Below are 20167 nucleotides of genomic sequence, written 5' to 3'. Positions count from 1 at the left end.
AAATTACATATAAATCATATTAAAGGAACAACAAATTCATCCTTATTCTATACTATATTATACAGAGAAGTAGGATTCATTTTTTAGAAAGTAAGAAATACAACTATTAAAACAACTTGAATAAAAACTTTATCTTAACATATAGTAAAAACACTTCTTTAGATAACAATAAGGCCTGGGAATACAAATCCTATATTAAATGATTAAACATATTATAATATTGTGTGGATTTGTTTATACTATTATCTTTGCAGCCGAATTTAATTTGATTTATGATACATATTACTTTACCCGATGGAAATATAAAAGCGTTTGACAAAGGCGTTACTCCAATGGATGTTGCTAAAAGCATTAGTGAAGGATTTGCTAGAAATGTAATTTCTGCTAGTTTTAATGGAACTACGATTGAAACCGTTACCCCATTACATATAGATGGCTCTTTGATATTATATACATGGAGAGATGATGCTGGTAAAACAGCCTTCTGGCATAGTAGCGCACACGTATTAGCACAAGCTATTGAGGAATTGTATCCTGGATCAAAACTAACCATAGGTCCTGCTATTGAAAATGGATTTTATTATGATGTAGATTTTGGTGAGCACAGCATTTCTGAAAAGGATTTTAAAGCTATCGAGAACAAAATGCTTGAAATAGCCAGGGGCAAGCATGATTTTAAAATGCGATCGGCTACCAAAGCCGAAGCCTTGTCCTTATATAAGGATAATGAATTTAAAACAGAGCTTATTGAAAATCTTGAAGATGGCACTATCACTTTCTGCGATCATTCTACATTTACCGATTTATGCCGCGGTGGCCATATTCCAAATACAGGCATCATTAAAGCAGTGAAAATTTTAAGTGTAGCTGGAGCTTACTGGCGTGGTGATGAAAACAAACCGCAACTAACTCGAGTATACGGCATTTCATTCCCAAAACAAAAAGACCTTACCGAGTATCTACACATGCTAGAAGAGGCCAAAAAACGGGATCATAGAAAATTGGGAAAAGAATTAGAGCTTTTTACATTTTCTCAAAAAGTTGGTCAAGGCTTACCCTTATGGTTACCTAAAGGTGCAGCGCTTCGCGAACGCTTAGAAAACTTCTTAAAAGCCGCCCAGAAAAAAGCTGGGTATGAAATGGTGGTCACCCCTCATATTGGTCAAAAAGAACTTTATGTCACTTCTGGACATTATGCTAAATATGGTGAAGACAGCTTTCAACCTATACACACTCCTAAAGAAGATGAGGAATTCTTACTAAAACCAATGAACTGTCCGCACCACTGCGAAATATACAAAAGTGCTCAATGGAGTTATAAAGATTTACCTAAACGCTATGCCGAATTTGGAACCGTTTACCGTTATGAACAAAGTGGTGAGCTACATGGCCTAACAAGGGTTAGAGGTTTTACTCAAGATGATGCTCACCTTTTTTGCATGCCAGAACAATTAGATGAAGAGTTTAAAAACGTAATAGATTTAGTGCTTTATGTATTTGGCTCTTTAGGATTTGAAAATTTTACGGCTCAGGTTTCGGTTAGAGATCCAAAAAATCCAGACAAATATATTGGTGATGTTGCTAATTGGGAAAAAGCCGAACAAGCTATAATCAATGCCGCACAAGATAAAGGTCTAGATTATGTCATTGAAGAAGGTGAAGCTGCATTTTACGGACCTAAACTAGACTTTATGGTTAAAGATGCCTTAGGAAGACGCTGGCAGCTAGGAACCATTCAAGTAGATTATAATTTACCTGAACGTTTTGACCTCACCTATAAAGGGAGTGACAATGAATCTCACAGACCTATTATGATACATCGCGCACCATTTGGTAGTATGGAACGTTTTGTAGCTTTACTATTAGAACACACAGGAGGTAATTTCCCATTATGGCTTATGCCAACACAGGCGATTATATTGTCTATTAGTGAGAAATACGAAAAATACTCTGAAAAAGTTTTAAATTTGCTAGAAAATGCCGAAATTCGCGCCCTTGTAGACCATAGAAATGAGACTATTGGGAGGAAAATTCGGGAATCCGAAATGCAAAAACACCCGTATATGCTTATAATTGGGGAGCAAGAAGAAAAAGAAGGTAAGATAACGGTACGCCAACATGGCGGCGCCGATTTAGGCATGATTTCTGTTGAAGAATTCACCAACATTGTTAAAGAGGATATTAAAAAAACGTTGAAATCGTTTTAACAAAAAATAAACTAAGTTTAATTTAAAACTATTACGCCATAGCAATTAGAAGAAAACAGCAACCCAGAAGGGTTATTAAAGAGGATAAACATAAGATTAACTCTAAAATTACAGCACAAAAGTTACGCCTTGTTGGAGACAACGTAGAAGTAGGTATTTACACCAAAGGAGATGCTATGAGGATAGCAGATGCACAAGGGTTGGATTTAGTAGAGATTTCACCTAATGCAGATCCTCCTGTTTGTAAAGTTATGGATTACAAAAAGTTTCTTTATGAACAAAAGAAACGCGAAAAAGCTTTAAAATCTAAAGCCAGTAAAGTTGTAATCAAAGAAATTCGTTTTGGTCCTCAAACTGATGATCATGATTATGAATTTAAAAAGAAACATGCTGAAAAGTTTCTAAAAGAAGGCGCTAAACTAAAAGCATTTGTATTCTTTAAAGGGCGTTCAATCATATTTAAAGAACAAGGTCAAATCTTATTATTAAGATTAGCCCAAGACCTTGAAGAATATGGTAAAGTTGAACAAATGCCTCGATTAGAAGGAAAACGTATGACTATGTTTATTGCTCCTAAAAAGTAATATAGATACTGAAGTAAAATTCAAAATTAAAAATAATTAAGCGAAATAATTAAAACCTAGGAAAAGAAAATGCCTAAAATGAAAACTAAATCTAGTGCCAAAAAACGTTTTAAGTTAACAGGTACTGGTAAAATCAAAAGAAAGCACGCTTTTAAGAGTCATATCTTAACAAAGAAATCTAAAAAGCGTAAGTTAGCTTTAACTCATGACACTTTGGTTCACAAAGCTGATGAGGATAATGTTAAAACAATGTTACGTTTAAAGTAATACCTGTTTTAATCGGTTAAAACAATTTATAAACCCTGGAGTTAGGCCAATTTAAAGCATTCAGAATTCGGAATAAATAATTCGGAATAATTGAATCGCCTACTACAAAAAAACAATTAAAATTATGCCAAGATCAGTAAATTCTGTAGCAAAAAGAGCCAGAAGAAAAAAGGTTCTTAAACAAGCAAAAGGTTACTTTGGAAGACGTAAAAACGTTTGGACAGTAGCTAAAAATGCGGTTGATAAAGCGATGCAATATTCGTACAGAGATCGCAGAAACAAAAAGAGAACATTCCGTGCTTTATGGATCACACGTATTAACGCAGGTGCCAGAGAACATGGTTTATCTTATTCTCAATTTATGGGAAAATTAAAAGCTAATGATATTGAATTAAACCGTAAGGTTTTAGCAGATTTAGCTATGAATAATCCTGAAGCTTTTAAAGCTGTAATTGACAAAGTAAAATAAGGCTTTTTGCCTATTGTAAAACATATTATTCGCTTAATAAAAAATCCGATTCGAAAGAGTCGGATTTTTTTATGTCATTTTTACAAAAGAAAAAGAGTCTAATATTTCTATATTAGACTCTTCTTTTGGGTGGCTATTAATCATGTATTATAAGCTTAAAAATTATAACAAAGCCTTAATCATTTTCACGGCACTTTCTGCTGTAATATCACGTTGTGGGGATCCGAACATTTCATACCCCACCATAAACTTTTTAACGGTAGCGCTTCTTAGTAATGGTGGATAAAAACTCATATGCCAATGCCAGTGCTTGTTTTCATTACCATCGGTAGGTGATTGATGTATGCCGCTTGAATACGGAAAAGATGTATTAAAAAGCTTGTCATATGCTTTTGTAATAACCGCTATGGCTTCAGCATATTGCAATGCTTGCGCGTCATCCATCTCTAAAATATTTGTTTGATGTTTTTTTGGAACAATCATAGTTTCAAAAGGCCAAACTGCCCAAAAAGGAATAAGCACTACAAAATTATCATTCTCAAAAATGATGCGTTCTTGTTTTTCTAACTCCTGGCTTAAGTAATCACCAAGTAAGCTAGTTTTATTTTTACTATAATAATTTACCTGCTGGATGTTCTTTTTATCTACTTCGTTAGGTAAAGTAGACTGACTCCAAATTTGCCCATGTGGATGCGGATTACTACATCCCATAACAGCACCTTTGTTTTCAAAAATTTGAACATAATTAATGGCAGGATTGTTGGCTAATTCTTTATATTCTTTTTGCCACTGAAACACTACTTTTTGAATTTCAACAGGGGTCATATCGGCTAAACTTTTTGAGTGATCCGGACTAAAACAAATCACTTTACATATACCAGTTTCGCTTTGAGCCACCAACAAACCATCATTCACTTCAAAAGATTTAGAATCATTTTGTAACGCAGCAAAGTCGTTTGTAAACACAAAAACATCTTCATACTTAGGATTAACTTCTCCATTAATTCGCGTGTTTCCAGCACACAAATAACAGGTTTCGTCATAAGTGGGACGCTTTTCATTATTTACAGCTTCATTTTGTCCTTGCCATGGACGTTTGGCCCGATGTGGTGAAACTAACACCCATTCGCCAGTAAGAATATTATAGCGCTTATGTGAATAATCTTGTAAATCTGTATTTTCCATTATTTCTGTAATTTATCTTTTATTTTACTACGTGTGTACCTTGAGAAAGTTCAATGAAATACACCGAGCATTCTTTATCAAATTTCTTCAAATAGGCTTTTGAAGCTGTTTCAGCAAAGGCTTTAGCTTCATTTTTGGCAACTAAGTTAATAGTACAACCACCAAAACCACCACCCATCATTCTAGCGCCTAAAACGTGCTTATTTTTCTTGGCTTGCTCAACTAAAAAGTCTAACTCGTCGCAACTTACTTTATACTGGTTAGACAGGCCATCGTGCGATTGATAAATTAATTTTCCTAAGGTTTCTAAATCGCCATCCTCAATTGCTTTCGCTGCTTTTAAAGTTCTAGCGTTTTCTTGAATAACATAAAGTGCTTTTTGGTAGTTAGCAGGAGTTACCTTATCTATTATAGTTTCTAAATCGGCTTCGGTAGCATCACGTAAGGCCTTAACTCCAAGCAACTCTGAAATACTTTCACAAGCCGAACGTCTATCGTTATAAGCACTATCAGACAGACTATGTTTAACATTTGTATTGATAAGCATTAATTGATGATCTTTAAAATCAATTTCGTAGGGTTTAGACTCCACCGTTCTACAATCTAAATGCAAGGCGTTATTTTTTATACCAAACATACTAGCGTATTGGTCCATAATACCACATTTTACACCCACGTAATTATGCTCTGCTTTTTGAGAAATCAAAATCATTTCATGTTTAGATAAACCTAACTCGAATAATTCATTTAAACCAAAAACCACGCTGTTTTCTAGGGCAGCAGAAGAAGACATGCCTGCACCTCCAGGAATATCACCTTTAAAAACGATATTAAAGTCACCAATAACTTTATTTCTATTTTGAATTTCAGCAACAACACCAAACACGTAGTTTACCCAAGCTCCTTCATGTTGTGGTTTAATTTTATCTAATTCAAATTCAACCTTACTCTCTTTGTCTACAGCATAAGCACAGCAGCTACCTGTATCACTCTTTTGAATGGCCGCCGCAATCCCCTTATCAACGGCTGCAGGAAATACAAAACCATCATTATAATCGGTATGCTCTCCAATAATATTAATCCTTCCAGGAGAAAAAACTAAAAGAGGTTCTTCTCCAAATGTGTCTAAAAATTTTGATTTGACATCTTTAATTAGTGTTGCACTCATGTTACTGCGTTTGTTTAGTTGTTGTATATTTTTAATCCCCAGGTAATGCTATAAGATTCACCTGAGTTTAAAGTTTGAAGTCCTATATTATTATTAAAGCTATCAGAAACACCTGTGGTTGGTTCAATAGCAATTGTGTTTTTTCTAGGAGGTGTATAACTTTGGAGAAAGTTATTATTTCCTGTGGCACTTAATTCTAACCTATATTTTGGTGTGTTAAATGTTGCCTTTTGATTGTCAAGTTCCCAACAATCATCTAATTGTTTGTTTTCAATCTTTAACCCTTTAAAATCAACCAATTCTTCGGTGCCCGTTGTAATATTTCTATCGCCTAAAACAATTCTTTTAGAACTGGAAAATGATATAGAACTATTAAATAAGTCATCACTTATAAAGTAAGGATGCCAACCAAGAGTAAACGGGAATGTTTTATCACTTGTATTCAAAACTTCTACTTTTAAATCTAAACTTGTTTTGGCAAAGAGGTAGGTAAGCTGAATTTTGTATGTAAAGGGAAAACCGACAGATATCTGACTTTCAATATATTCTAAAACAATCTTAGCATTTTCCTGAGAGGCTTCTTGTTCTATAATTTGAAACGTCTTGTTATAAACCAAACCATGAAGTGCATTATGTTCTTCAACTTGATTTGGATTAAACTGATACTTTTCGCCTTCAAACTCATATTTTCCATCTTTTATTCTATTAGCAAAAGGAAATAGTATAGAAGACGCATAAGTGTCATCGTAATGTAAAGGTGTTAGGTCTTGGATAATGGCATGACTACCAAGGGTAAGTTCTTGTAGGCTTGCGCCTAAATCAAGATAAATTTTACTGTAAAGATTGTTTTCGGTTTCTTCAATCTCTAAAGTATTGCTGTTTTTGTTATGTTTAATATGGTACACTGTTTTTAATCTAGTTTTTTACAATGAATTTCTAATTATTAAATTGTTGGTGTTTTCTATTTGGTCGGGTTGTTTATTCAAAATCATTTCGGCTAAACACTTTCCCATTTTCTTAAAATCTGTGGAAATAGTTGTTATTCCTCCTTCTACAAGCTCCTTCAGTAGCGTATCGTTATAAGAAATAATACCTATATCCTTGGCCAATTTAAAATCCTGGCTTTTCATCATTTTAATTACTCTTAGCAGATTTTTATCTTCTGGAATAATATACACTTCACCTTTTTCTAAACGCTTATCTCTTAAAGTAGATACAATTTTGTAAGGCATTTTATTTTCTTTGCAAAAATCAATAAATCCTTTTTTCATAGCTTCAGGTTGACGTGCTTCTGAAAAAACCAAAACCATGGTATTATATTCTTTTAAAAGATACAAAACTTTGGTCAGGTTATTTTTTATGGCCTTTTCAAAATTTTGATAAACCACTGGATATTCGCTCAAATCTTCATGTAACTGATCAAGAATATAAACTTTGTCTTGAGGTAAATTTTGAATAGAAGCTCTCGTATTTTTTAGAATAGCTGGCATAACAACATAATAGTTATAATCTCCTACATTATCATAAATTAATTTATTGAACAGATTTTCATTAAAGTGATGAAAAAATATATCCACCTGAATGTTGTCACCTAAATTTTCAAGAAACGAGTTATATAAATCTTCTTTAAAGGAATTTAGTTCATCAAATAATAAAAACACTTTTTGTGACACCTCAATATGTTCACTTGCTACATAATACCCCTTACCTACAATAGACTGAATAATACCCCGTGCTTTCAGTTCATTAAAAGCCATTAAAACTGTGTCTCTAGACAATTTGTGGTCGTCTTTCACACGATTTATAGAAGGCAATTTATCCCCTTTTTTTAAAGTGCCTGTTAAAATAGCATCTTCTACAGAACTAATAATTTGCCTGTATTTAGGAACACCAATCTTTTGCTTAACCTTAATCATTTTTGATAGCTACATCATAGTATTGATGTAACAAATGTAATATTAATTTTCTTAAAAACCTACCAGACCCTACTAGTTTGGTAAAATTTGACTAGCATTTGAATTTATTGAGCTTAAGAGGTTCCTTATTTAATTTTAAATCTATATATTTGAAATCTTTATTACTAACTAAACTTAATTTTTATATTATGACAGCAGGTTTTGAAATGTGGGACTATATAGTCTTTATTGCTTACGCCATTTTAATTTTGGGTGTAGGATTATGGGTATCAAGAGATAAAGAAGGGCATCAAAAAAATGCCGAAGATTATTTCTTAGCAAGTAAATCGTTACCGTGGTGGGCTATTGGTACATCGCTTATTGCAGCCAATATTTCGGCAGAGCAATTTATTGGTATGTCAGGTTCTGGTTTCGCCTTGGGTATTGCTATTGCCTCATACGAATGGATGGCCGCCTTAACTTTGATTATTGTTGGTAAATACTTTTTACCCATTTTTATTGAAAAAGGACTTTATACCATTCCTGAGTTTGTAGAAAAGCGCTTTTCAACAAACCTTAAAACCATTTTAGCTGTGTTTTGGTTAGCATTATACATTTTTGTAAACCTAGCTTCAGTACTTTATCTAGGAGGTTTAGCTATTGAAACGATTATGGGTATAGACATGATGTACGCTATTATAGGACTGGCTCTTTTTGCGGCTGCGTACTCACTATACGGTGGATTATCGGCTGTAGCTTGGACTGATGTGATTCAAGTTGTGTTCTTGGTTTTAGGGGGATTAGTAACTACCTATTTGGCTTTAAACACGGTTTCTGGAGGCGAAGGTATGCTCGCTGGATTCTCAAAAGTTGTTGAAGCCGCACCTGAGAAATTTCATATGATCCTTGAAGAATCCAATGACAACTATATAAATTTACCGGGTATATGGGTTCTTATTGGTGGCCTTTGGGTTGCGAATTTATATTACTGGGGGTTCAACCAATATATTATTCAGAGAACCTTAGCCGCCAAGTCTTTAAGAGAGTCTCAAAAAGGTATTTTATTGGCAGCATTTTTAAAGTTACTTATTCCATTAATTGTTGTAGTTCCTGGTATTGCAGCTTATGTAATGGTGAATGATCCATCAATCATGTCTAATTTAGGCGAGGTTGGTATGTTAAACATGCCTTCTGCGGAACAAGCTGATAAAGCGTATCCTTGGTTGTTACAATTTTTACCGGTAGGACTTAAAGGAGTGGCCTTTGCAGCATTGGCCGCAGCCATTGTATCGTCATTGGCTTCTATGCTTAACTCTACCTCTACTATATTTACCATGGATATTTACAAACAATATATTAATAAAAATGCAAGTGATAAAGCTACTGTAAACACAGGCAGAGTCTCTGCTTTTGTGGCACTAGTAATTGCTTGTATTATGGCGCCTCTTTTAGGAGGAATTGATCAAGCATTCCAGTTTATCCAAGAGTATACAGGAATTGTAAGCCCAGGTATTTTAGCAGTATTCTTATTAGGATTATTTTGGAAGAAAACTACTAATAACGGGGCTATTTGGGGAGCAGTACTTTCAATTCCAATAGCATTAGCATTAAAATTTATTCCTATTCCTGGTTTAGAACCATGGATGCATCAAATGGGTATAACAACGTTACTTTCTATGGCAGTGACAATAATTGTAAGTAATATAGAAAACAAAGGTGCTGATGATCCTAAAGGTATTCCATTGACTAAAAACCTATTTAGAACCTCACCTTTATTTAATGTTGGTTCGTTTGTGGTATGCATTATTTTAGCCATTTTATACGCTTTATTCTGGTAAAAAAATAACTGTATTAAGTTGTAAAAGCACCATTTTTAAGTGGTGCTTTTGTTTTTTTAAGTATCCGCATTACCATAAAAAGTTGATTTTTAGCTTCTCTTACTTTAGAGGAAATAAATAATAAAATTTATAAAGATTTCTTTTGGTTAGGTATTTAGTTAATTTTATATTTGCGCACCAGAAATGAAATAATCATTTTTATAGGTCGCGTAGCTCAGCTGGATAGAGCATCTGCCTTCTAAGCAGACGGTCACAGGTTCGAATCCTGTCGCGATCACTACACACTAATTCAATTAGTGATAAAACCTTGTAAACTATATGATTTACAAGGTTTTGTAGTTTTTAGACCACCATAAGATTTGATAGAATTTCATATCAAATGAATACAAATCGGTTAACAAACAAAATTTTAGAAAAGTGTTGACCGAATAAGCTGTAAAAAGCTGAAATACAAATAGTTGATTTGACTTTCGTCTTTGAATAATGTTTAACTAAAAGACGACAACTATGAGAACTCGGTCAACGTTTGCCCTTTTATTTTGGGTAAATACTTCAAGAACAAAAAACAATCAATCTACCATTTACGCAAGAGTAACTGTTAACGGTAAAAGAGTTAATATTAGCCTTAAGCGTAAAGTACTACTTTCGGATTGGGATTCATCAAAAGGTATTGTAAAAGGCAATAAACAAAATGCCAAATTATTAAACCAATTCCTGGAACAAGTTCGCAATAAAATCTACCAAGCTTATGAAGATTTGATGAGAGAAAATAAGCTCATCACAGCACAAGCAATTAAGTCAAAATTTTTGGGTGAAGATGAAAAACATAAAAGCTTGTTAGAGCTCTTTGAATATCACAATAATATAATGGTGTTAAAGCTTCATAAGGATACCATGAAGCATTATAAAACTACCCAGAAGTATTTAAAAGAGTTTGTCCAGAAAAACTATAAAACAAATGATGTCTATTTAAAAACATTAAACTATGCTTTTATTGTAGATTTTGAGCAATACTTAAAAATGTATCAACCAACAGACCACCAAAGAAAGATTAGTAATAATACTGCTATGAAACATCTGCAAAGGTTACGCAAAATGGTTACAATGGCATTTCATATTGAGCGGATTGATAAAGATCCTTTCATACGTTTTAAATTTTCATATGAAAAGCGTGAAAGAGAGTTTCTTTCAGAAAAAGAATTATTGAGTCTAGAAGGGTTTTCTAGTTCTATTGAAAGACTTAACATAGTTAAAGACTTGTTTGTTTTTAGCTGCTACACAGGTATCTCATTTATAGATATGAATTCACTAACCAAAAACAATATTGTTAAAGGAATTGATGGTAATGATTGGGTAGTTACTAAAAGACAAAAAACGAGTACTTCAGTAAAAATTCCACTACTAGACCAAGCAAAGAAAATCATAGTAAAATACCAAGACAATATAAGGGTTGTAGCCTCAAATAGCCTATTACCTAAATTTTCTAATCAGAAAATTAATAGTTACTTAAAAGAAATAGCAGACTTATGTAACATTCAAAAACATTTAACCTTTCACATTGCACGACACACATTTGCGACTACAATAACACTTTCAAATGGTGTTCCCATTGAAACTGTTTCAAAACTACTTGGTCATACTAAAATTGCTACGACTCAAATTTATGCAAGAGTTATTGAACGAAAGGTTAGCGAAGACATGATTGAATTAAGTAAAAAGATAAACAGGGTCAGTTAAGAGTGAAAAATATATGGTTGCTAATACTCGGAATGAATTGCAATCTATATTTAGTCTAATAAAATTCCCTCATGTTTATATCAAAATAGTTTAATATTTGAAGCTATTATGTTTAGGTATTATTATCTTTAGTCTGTGATATCAGAATAAAAGATATCAAATAATAATTGGAGATTGTTTTAAACATAGGAATAGTTTTATCCATTTTTTTAGGAATCCTTTTGTTTTCCAAAAAAGATAAAGTACTTACAGATAATCTTTTGGCTGCCTGGTTATTTGTAATAGGAATTCATTTAACAGGTTATTTCTTGTTTCATAAAGGATATTGGGAAATGTATCCACACCTTATAGGTGTTACAGCACCATTGCCCTTTTTGTATGGGCCATTTTTATACTTATATGTGTTGTATTCAATTAAGAATAATTCACATTTAAGAAAAGTTGATTATCTACATTTTTTACCAGCCTTATTATCTTATTTTCTAATGTTCCATTTCTTTTTTTTCTATTCGACAAAAAAGAAAGTTCAAGTTTATAAGGGAACAATAGATGACTATAATGGCACATTGGCATCCATTATGTTGGTAGGATTTATTATTTCAGGAATAACCTATACCATTTTAGCGTACATAAAACTTGTAAAAAGAGAAAAAGTAGTACAGGAGAGTTTTTCAGATACGACACGAATCAATTTAAAATGGTTGCGGTATACAATTATTGGGATAGGTTTATTTTTTCTAGTAGGAACTATTGTATCTATTTTAAGAGAAGTTATTGGTTTTCAATTTCCTTTTAATGCAGATATTTTATTCTATTCCATTATAGTTGGCTTTATTGTTTTTACAGGTTATTCAGGAATAAGACAGCAAGATTTGTTTGCTAATACAAGTATTCAAGAAATAGAGCTTGTTAAAACAGAAAGTGAATATAAAAATTCAAGTTTAAAGAAAGATGATGCCACTAAAATACATGATGAATTACTAGAGTTAATGAAAGAAGATAAGCCCTATTTAAATCCTAAATTAACCATAAGTGAATTAGCGCAAGATTTATCAACTTCTACCAATCATTTATCTCAAGTAATAAACCAATACGAAAAAGTAAATTTTTACGATTTTGTGAATAAATATCGTGTTGAAGAGTTCATAGAAAATGCTCAAAACAATTCAGAGTTTAGCCTATTGGCAAATGCTTATGATTCAGGTTTTAATTCGAAATCCACATTTAATACTGCCTTTAAAAAAATAAAATCTGTTACACCTTCACAATATTTGTCTAGCTTAAAAAGCTAGATATCATCTGTCAATTTTTAATTTTAATTGACTTGCAATAGGTGCAATCCTGTAAGTTCGTACCTAAAATAAGTTCAGACTTTCACGTTAAGGCGATGCGCCTTTGTTTTTGATAAATATTTGCATCAGAATAATTTCAAAAACAGAAGTTATGAACTTCAAAATGTATCATCAGGCAACTTTATTTTATGTATTATCTACAGCAATTCCTTGGTTATTATGGTTCATTGCAGGCTATATAAGTCATATTGAATCAAGTAACAATTTATGGCATCTATCAGCTAGTATTATAGCTTTTATAGGCTTGCTAGCACCTGTTGGTATTGCATTGTTTTTTGCAAAAGGTAATCAAGCTTTGCTTTCTGATATTAAGCGAAGATTCTTTAATTTTCAAGGGGTCAAATCCACTTACATTATTCTCACGTTTGTGTTAATGCCTTTAAGTATTTTATTGGCTCAAGGTATTTCACTTTTGTTTGGTTACAGTATAGAGCAATTTCAACTGGCCAAATCATTTTCATTTACATCAGGCGTTTTCCCTGTGTGGTTTATGCTATTTATTGCACCACTTTTAGAAGAATTAGCATGGCATTCTTACGGAACAGATTGCTTACGAGCTAGATTCAACCTTTTTAAAACATCCATATTATTTGCGCTCTTTTGGGGTGTTTGGCATGTTCCTTTAGCTGGTATAAAAAACTATTACCACAGCAATTTGGTAGAAGATGGTTGGCTGTATTCGCTAAACTTTCTTGTGAGTTTATTACCATTCGTGATTATTATGAATTGGATTTACTACAAGGCCAATCGCAACATTATTCTACCCATAATTTTTCATATAGCGGCAGGCTATTTTAATGAGGTTTTTGCAACACATCCTATGAGCAAAGTGTTTCAGACTTGCTTGCTGTTTGCTTTTGCAATCTACATAATCTATAACGACAAGAATTTTTTCTTCAATCATAAAACCATTTAATCATGAAAAAAATAGTAATAACACTAATCGGTTCAATATTACTTTGTGGACTTTCATTTTCACAAAGTATCACACAAACTGTCAAAGGAACAGTTCTAGAAAAAGCAACTGGAACACCAGTAGTTGGAGCAAACGTTGTACTGCTGAATTCACAACCATTAATAGGTGCAATGGTAGATTTTGACGGCAATTTCATTTTGGAAAACGTACCAGTTGGAAGACAAAGTTTTCAAGTATCAATGCTTGGATATGAAACCATACTCATCAGTGATATTTTGGTAAGTTCAGGAAAGCAAGTGGTGTTAAACATAGAACTTCAAGAAGAAGCTACACAGTTAGATGAAATTGTATTAACACCAAGAAGGCAAAAAGAAAAGCCTATTAATAGACTAGCATCAGTAAGTAGTCGTCAATTTTCAGTAGAAGAAAATCAACGATTTGCAGGAGGATTGGATGATCCAGCACGTTTGGTGTCTTCCTTTTCTGGTGTTGCAAGTCCTTCCACAAAAAGTAATGGTATTTCCATTAGAGGGAATGCACCTTCTGGTTTATTATGGCGTATTGAAGGTGTTGAAATACCTAGTCCTAATCATTTTGCTGATTTAGATATTGCAGGTGCTGGAGCCTTAACAGCATTAAGCAACAATGTTTTGGGTAATAGCGATTTTTATACAGGAGCTTTCCCTGCCGAATATGGTAATGCTATTTCTGGAGTTTTTGATATTAATTTACGGTCTGGTAATTCAACCGAAAGGGAGTATTCCATTCAGGCAGGAATACTAGGTCTTGATTTTGCATCAGAAGGTCCTTTTAGTAAAAACAACGATGCTACTTACTTATTTAACTATCGCTATTCTACATTGGCTTTAATAGGTTCTTTTCTTCCTGATGATGCTGGAATTCTTAAGTATCAAGATTTGTCCTATAAAATCAAGCTACCAACAGAAAAAATGGGAACATTTTCTTTATGGGGTATAGGTGCTTATGATAGTATTGATGCCGAAGCTGTCCCTATTGAGGAAAGAGTGTCTGAAGATGATGGTTGGGAATCCAAATTATCTCAATACCTATTCGCTTCAGGGCTTAACCATAAAATTAGAGTTAATGATGTGTCTAACCTTAATTCAACATTATCGGTTTCTGGAAATGGCATGTCATTTAAAGAGAAATATGTTGATGATAGCAATACACTAACCTTTTTACCATCTGACACCAAAAAGAATCTTTACAAGCTAACATTGCAATCCCATGTTAATTCTTACTTCAGTGAAAAGCATTACAACCGCACAGGGTTTTATGTGAATTATTTGGGTTACGATTTAGATGTCAACAGTGCTTCAGATGAGCAAAACACACCACCTATAAATATTGTAAAAGAAAAAGGGAACTCTATGTTATATCAGTTATTTAGTCAGTCAAGATTTCAATTATCCAATAAGTTTCAGTTGAATGCTGGTTTTCACTTGCAATATTTCAACTTGAATAAGGATATTTCCCTTGAACCACGAGTTTCTGTGAAATACGAGATTAATGAAAAACAAAGTCTTGCTTTGGCTTATGGTTTACATAGCAGAACAGAATCGCTACCCATCTATTTTGTTAATGACAATGGCAACCAACCTAATAAAGATTTGAAGTTGATGAAATCTAACCATTTTGTTCTGTCTTACAATACAATGCTTACAGACAACTTAAAGTTAAGTATTGAACCTTATTATCAATATTTAACAAATGTTCCGGTAGAAGAAGATGGTTTTAAAACCACGCTCAACATTCAAAACAATTTATACTTTGCAGAAACACTGGTTAGTACTGGCACAGGAAGAAATTTTGGTATTGACCTGTCTTTAGAGCAATACCTAAATAAAGGATTCTACTATTTGTTTTCTGCTTCTGTTTTTGATTCAAAATATACAGGAAATGATGGTATTGAAAGAAATACTAGGTTAAACAAAAACTATGTTTTTAATGCGCTTGTGGGGAAAGAATGGCAAGTAGGTAAATCCAAAAACAATCTTTTGAATGCCAATATTAGGCTCAATTATTTAGGCGGAAATCGTTTGGTAGCTATTGATGAGCAAGAATCTATAGCTATGCAAGAAGTGGTATATGGTGAAACTAATGGCAACCTTTCATATTCAGAAAAACTTCCTGATACGCCAATAACATCATTTACTGTTTCTTTTAGAAAAAATAAACCTAAACACTCTTCGGTTTGGTCTTTACAAGTTATCAATTCATCTCAAACGGAAGAATTTGACAATCACTACTTCAATTTAAATACCAACAGGGTCGAAAAAGAATTTAGTACAACTGTGATTCCAAACATTAACTATAAAATAGAATTTTAACATTAAATAAAAACAAAATTATGGAAACAATTAATAAGCACATCAACAAAAATCAATCAGAAAACGAATGGCACCCTATAAATTTTCAATGGATACCATTGGTAAAGTTAAATCAAGAGTTAAACTTAAAAACAAGAAAAATGAAAAATTTATTTATGTTACCAATACTAATATTATTGGCATGTATTACATCGTGTTCAGACGATGATGACACCCTTATTGGGTCAGGAAATTTAACAACTGAAACAAGAACAGTTGATACATTTGCAAAAATCAATAGCGAAGGCGTTTTTGAAGTGACAGTTACTCAAGGCGCATCTCAATCCGTAGAAATTACAGCAGATGATAACATTATTGGACAAGTGAGAGCGAGTGTGAGTAATAATGAATTACGGATGCGCTTAAACGAAAATTATAATTATAGAGATATTACGGTACGTGCAAACATTACCGTAGTTAATTTAAATGGATTAACAAATTCAGGAATTGGAGATATGTACATTCATAATGTTGATAATAATGGTGCTTTTTCAATAGATAATGAAGGCACTGGGAATATTGAAATTGACGGTGTTTCAACAAGTTTAGCTATTAAAAATCAAGGATCTGGTAATATTTCAGGGTTTGATTTTCTAGTAAATGATTGCACTATAGACATTGAAGGCTCTGGAGATGTAAAAATAAGTTGTTCAGATAATTTGGATGTCGATATAGAAGGAAGTGGTGATGTGTATTACAAAGGAACACCCATCATAAATACCAATATTACTGGATCTGGTAGTGTTATCAATGCTAATTAAACTTTATGGAATTACTACATTAGACTGGACAAAAAGATGAGAGAATATGTTTGCTAGTTGTTAATTTAGCAATTATGAGAAGTAAACCCAAACATTACACATTAGAATTTAAGCAAAAGGCAGTGGAGTTGAGCTATGCCAAAGGCAACGTAAAAAAAGTAAGTGAAGATTTAGATATATTCCCATCAGTGCTTTATCGTTGGCGTAAGGAATTAAAGGACTATGGCAAGAATAGTTTTCCTGGTCGAGGTAAGCCCAAATTGACTGATGAAGAGAAAGAGATAGCTCGTTAAAAAAAGCGCTTAAAGACGCAGAAATGGAACGTGATATCTTAAAAAAGGCGATTGGCATCTTCTCCGTGAGCGACAGGAAAATACCGGTTTATAAAGCAGCACCAGATGAAATTCCCTGTTGAGATGATGTGTAAGGTGCTAAGTGTTAGCAAAAGTGGTTATTATTATTGGCTAAGAGCGAGTCCAAGCAACCTATGGTTGGAGAATCAAAAGCTAGGGGGCCTTATCAAATCTATATTTGAGACCAGTTACCAAAGCTATGGGGCGCCACGGATTAAATCAGAATTAGAGGCCATGGGGTACAAGGTATCTAAACCTAGAGTGGCACGTATGATGCGAGCCAATTATTTATTTGCCAAAAGAAGACGCAAATTTAAAGCGACTACTGATAGCAGTCACAATTACCCAATAGCCCCAAACTTATTAAACCAATGTTTCGATGTTGATAGAGAAAATCAGGTTTGGGTTAGCGATATTACCTATATAAGAACAAAACAAGGATGGTTATATCTTACGGTAATCATAGAACTGTTTAATCGTAAAGTGATAGGATGGGCACTAAGCAGTAAGCTCTCCACTAAGGATACCATTGTAAAAGCTTGGGATATGGCAATAAAAAACACAGAATTAACACAGCCTCTGATATTCCATTCGGATAGAGGTGTACAGTACGCAAGCCAAGAATTTACGGCTTTGATAAACAACTATAATGGTCTAATAAAACAATCCATGAGCCGAAAGGGCAACTGCTGGGATAATGCTGTGGCAGAGTCCTTTTTTAAATCATTAAAAGTAGAATGGGTATATGCCCATAAATACAAACTAAAATCTGAGGCTGAACTTTCCATCTTTCAATGGATAGAAACTTGGTACAACCACAAAAGAAGACATTCCTTTTTAGGAAACAGAACAATTAAAGAATTTGAAGTAGATATGTATAACAAAAAGCTAGCTGCTTAGTCACTCAACTAAATGTCCAAGTTTTTGTTGCAAGTCCATTCCTGTCGCGATCACAACAAGAAACCTCGCTAATAGCGGGGTTTTGTTGTTTTTAGTCTAAAAATTTATTCTGAATACATTTAAAAAACGGATTATGGGTCATGTGCAATTGTTATGTTTAGACAAAAATTCTAGTTAATTTAGGTTCAAATCGTCGATGTATAAAATTGCTTTAGTCTTAAGTTTATATTATCTTTAAAATACAGTTCCATAAACTTAACCTCAACATCTCTTTAGATAGAATGAACCAGGATAAGGAATTTATACACAAACTGAAACAGATTGTTCTCAATAATCTTACCAATGAACAATTCAGTGTAGAACATTTATCGGAAATTGCTGGTATCAGTCGTTCGCACCTTCACCGCAGGTTAAAAAAATTAAAAGGTATTTCAATTAGTCAGTTTATTCGAGAAATTCGGCTCGATGAAGCTCTAAAACTACTACAAGAGAATACTGCTACTATTTCCGAAATTGCCTATCAAGTTGGATTCAATAGCACCTCCTATTTTAATAAATGTTTTCACGATCGTTATGGTTATGCACCTAGTGAAGCAAAAAAAATTATCATTGAAACAACTGAGCAGAAACTCTTAACAAAAAGATTTAATATTCAGCAAATAAAACCACACCGCACAATCTATAACGTTGTTGCAATTGTTTTTATGCTGGTTTTAGGGGGTTGGTCGCTTTATTATTTCTCTCCTAAAAAGGAAACATCGACCACTACTGAAAAATCCATCGCCATATTACCATTTAAAAATTTAAGTAATGATGAAAATAATCAATATTTTGCTGATGGTCTTATGGAGGATTTGCTAAACCGGTTAGCAACTATTAACAACCTTAAGGTAATTTCCCGAACATCTTCAGAAACCTATCGAGATAAAACTTCAAAAAAAATACCTACAATAGCTTCTGAACTTGGGGTTACTCATATCCTTGAAGGAAGTGTTCGTAAATCTAACAATAAGGTTAGAATCACGGTACAACTTATCGATGCCATGCGTGATGACCATATATGGATGAAAACATTCGACAAGGATTTAGCAGATATTTTTAAAATTCAAAGTGAAATTGCATTACAAATTTCATCAGATCTTAGTACAGTTCTTACCAAACAACAAACAGACATTATCAAGAAAAATCCAACTGAAAATATCAAAGCTTTTGAATTTTACCAACTCGGACGCTATTACTGGGGTAAGCGGCTTTGGAAAGATTACAAAACTGCTGCGAATTACTTTAACAAAGCCATTGCAGAAGATTCAACCTATGCCCTAGCATATGCCGGTTTGGGTGACACTTATTTTCTTAAAATATGGGAAACTTCAGATTCTACTGAAATGCGAGAAAACAGAAATAAAGCAGAAACTTACGCTTTAAAAGCTTTAGAGTTAGAGCCGAGACTCGCGGAAGCTCACACTGTATTGGCCACGCTTTATTTTTTTATTGATTGGGATTGGGCTAACGCTCAAACCTCATTTTCAAATGCCTTAGAGTTTAATAACAACTACTCGACTCTTCATCACCGATATGCAGAATTTTTGAGTTACATTGATAAGGATGATGAAGCCCGTAAGCATATCAACAAGGCGCTTGAAATAGATCCATTATCTTACATTGTTAGAGAAGTAAGTGCCAAACTATATTTATTTAGAGGAAATTATCCTCAGTCCTTAATAGATTCTAAAATAGGAGAAGATCTCAACAAGGAAAAAATACGTCCCTTATTGTATCAATTTTGGGCAAATTATGCATTAAAAAATGATGAGGAAGTTTTGGATTACATTAAAAAGATAAATCTTAAATTATTAACGAATAAAATTCCTGAAGACGATTTGAACCTCATTTACCATAAATCAGGACGAGATGGCTTAATGTTATGGTTAGCTACATCTTTAGAGCAATCTCTTCCAAAAGCGCATTGCTATACCTTTCTTAATGAGCAAGAAAAAGCTATGAACCTACTTGAAGATGCGTTCAACAAAGGAGATCGTTTGGGAGATGCACCCTATAGATATTTTGCAACCCAACTTGAATCGAATTCAAGGTTTATAGTACTCATGGAAAAAATGAATCTTCCTTGGGTTTCTAACAACTAAT

General features: G+C 33.3%; 15 protein-coding genes, 1 tRNA gene and 1 pseudogene. 13 read left to right on the top strand and 4 right to left on the bottom strand.

The features are described 5' to 3' along the window. Nucleotides 1–272: 272 nt before the first annotated feature. The 4 genes from thrS (at nucleotide 273) to rplT (ending at nucleotide 3527) form a co-directional block, all read left to right on the top strand. Nucleotides 273–2207, top strand: coding sequence for a threonine--tRNA ligase (gene thrS, locus FGF67_RS13490; protein ID WP_139698287.1), 1935 nt, complete (start codon nucleotides 273–275; stop codon nucleotides 2205–2207). Between the two features lie 74 nt (nucleotides 2208–2281). Beyond that, on the top strand, nucleotides 2282–2791 hold the full coding sequence (gene infC / locus FGF67_RS13485) for a translation initiation factor IF-3 (RefSeq protein WP_233244082.1): 510 nt from the start codon (nucleotides 2282–2284) through the stop codon (nucleotides 2789–2791). 69 nt (nucleotides 2792–2860) lie between these two features. After that, a complete protein-coding gene (rpmI, locus tag FGF67_RS13480) occupies nucleotides 2861–3058 on the top strand; it encodes a 50S ribosomal protein L35 (protein ID WP_139698285.1) in 198 nt (65 codons plus the stop codon). A 124-nt stretch (nucleotides 3059–3182) separates the two neighbouring features. Continuing rightward, entirely contained in the window at nucleotides 3183–3527 is a 345-nt protein-coding gene (gene rplT / locus FGF67_RS13475) for a 50S ribosomal protein L20 (RefSeq protein WP_136479789.1), read from the top strand. A gap of 162 nt (nucleotides 3528–3689) precedes the next feature. Here rplT and FGF67_RS13470 read toward each other — a convergent pair whose 3' ends face one another. Genes FGF67_RS13470 through FGF67_RS13455 form a run of 4 tightly spaced genes read right to left on the bottom strand, consistent with a single transcriptional unit; the run spans nucleotide 3690 to nucleotide 7796 of the window. Further along, the gene (locus tag FGF67_RS13470) at nucleotides 3690–4712 is read right to left on the bottom strand and encodes a UDP-glucose--hexose-1-phosphate uridylyltransferase (RefSeq protein WP_139698284.1); all 1023 of its coding nucleotides are present in this window, start codon (nucleotides 4710–4712) and stop codon (nucleotides 3690–3692) included. 19 nt (nucleotides 4713–4731) lie between these two features. Next, entirely contained in the window at nucleotides 4732–5880 is a 1149-nt protein-coding gene (gene galK / locus FGF67_RS13465) for a galactokinase (RefSeq protein WP_139698283.1), read from the bottom strand. A gap of 14 nt (nucleotides 5881–5894) precedes the next feature. Further along, entirely contained in the window at nucleotides 5895–6785 is an 891-nt protein-coding gene (locus FGF67_RS13460; RefSeq protein ID WP_139698282.1) for an aldose 1-epimerase, read from the bottom strand. Between the two features lie 18 nt (nucleotides 6786–6803). Further along, a complete protein-coding gene (locus FGF67_RS13455) occupies nucleotides 6804–7796 on the bottom strand; it encodes a GntR family transcriptional regulator (RefSeq protein ID WP_139698281.1) in 993 nt (330 codons plus the stop codon). A gap of 188 nt (nucleotides 7797–7984) precedes the next feature. Here FGF67_RS13455 and FGF67_RS13450 point away from each other — a divergent pair, with 188 nt between their 5' ends. From FGF67_RS13450 to FGF67_RS13410, 9 genes and pseudogenes are all read left to right on the top strand, one after another. Further along, on the top strand, nucleotides 7985–9613 hold the full coding sequence (locus tag FGF67_RS13450) for a sodium/sugar symporter (RefSeq protein WP_139698280.1): 1629 nt from the start codon (nucleotides 7985–7987) through the stop codon (nucleotides 9611–9613). Between the two features lie 203 nt (nucleotides 9614–9816). Continuing rightward, nucleotides 9817–9890: transfer RNA gene (locus FGF67_RS13445), tRNA-Arg, on the top strand. A gap of 230 nt (nucleotides 9891–10120) precedes the next feature. Then, nucleotides 10121–11350: a site-specific integrase gene (locus tag FGF67_RS13440; protein ID WP_139698279.1), complete on the top strand. Its 1230-nt coding sequence runs from the start codon at nucleotides 10121–10123 to the stop codon at nucleotides 11348–11350. A 167-nt stretch (nucleotides 11351–11517) separates the two neighbouring features. Then, nucleotides 11518–12642 carry a helix-turn-helix domain-containing protein gene (locus FGF67_RS13435; protein WP_139698278.1) on the top strand — a complete coding sequence of 375 codons (1125 nt, stop codon included), beginning with the start codon at nucleotides 11518–11520 and terminating at the stop codon, nucleotides 12640–12642. Nucleotides 12643–12793: 151 nt separating this feature from the next. After that, nucleotides 12794–13618, top strand: a complete 825-nt coding sequence (locus FGF67_RS13430; RefSeq protein WP_139698277.1) for a CPBP family intramembrane glutamic endopeptidase — start codon at nucleotides 12794–12796, stop codon at nucleotides 13616–13618. A 2-nt stretch (nucleotides 13619–13620) separates the two neighbouring features. Beyond that, nucleotides 13621–15969 (top strand): TonB-dependent receptor, encoded by a 2349-nt coding sequence (locus tag FGF67_RS13425; RefSeq protein WP_139698276.1) that lies wholly within the window; start codon nucleotides 13621–13623, stop codon nucleotides 15967–15969. A gap of 20 nt (nucleotides 15970–15989) precedes the next feature. Next, a complete protein-coding gene (locus tag FGF67_RS13420) occupies nucleotides 15990–16769 on the top strand; it encodes a head GIN domain-containing protein (protein ID WP_139698275.1) in 780 nt (259 codons plus the stop codon). Between the two features lie 50 nt (nucleotides 16770–16819). Continuing rightward, nucleotides 16820–18022 (top strand): annotated as a pseudogene (locus tag FGF67_RS13415) (IS3 family transposase). A gap of 281 nt (nucleotides 18023–18303) precedes the next feature. Next, the gene (locus FGF67_RS13410; RefSeq protein WP_139698274.1) at nucleotides 18304–20166 is read left to right on the top strand and encodes a helix-turn-helix domain-containing protein; all 1863 of its coding nucleotides are present in this window, start codon (nucleotides 18304–18306) and stop codon (nucleotides 20164–20166) included. Nucleotide 20167 lies beyond the last annotated feature (1 nt).

The sequence above is a fragment of the Allotamlana fucoidanivorans genome (genome assembly GCF_006265225.1).
In the GTDB taxonomy this organism is placed as follows: domain Bacteria; phylum Bacteroidota; class Bacteroidia; order Flavobacteriales; family Flavobacteriaceae; genus Allotamlana; species Allotamlana fucoidanivorans.
The sequence above is the reverse complement of the archived record's forward strand: the minus strand, read 5'-3'. Positions and strand labels throughout refer to the sequence as shown.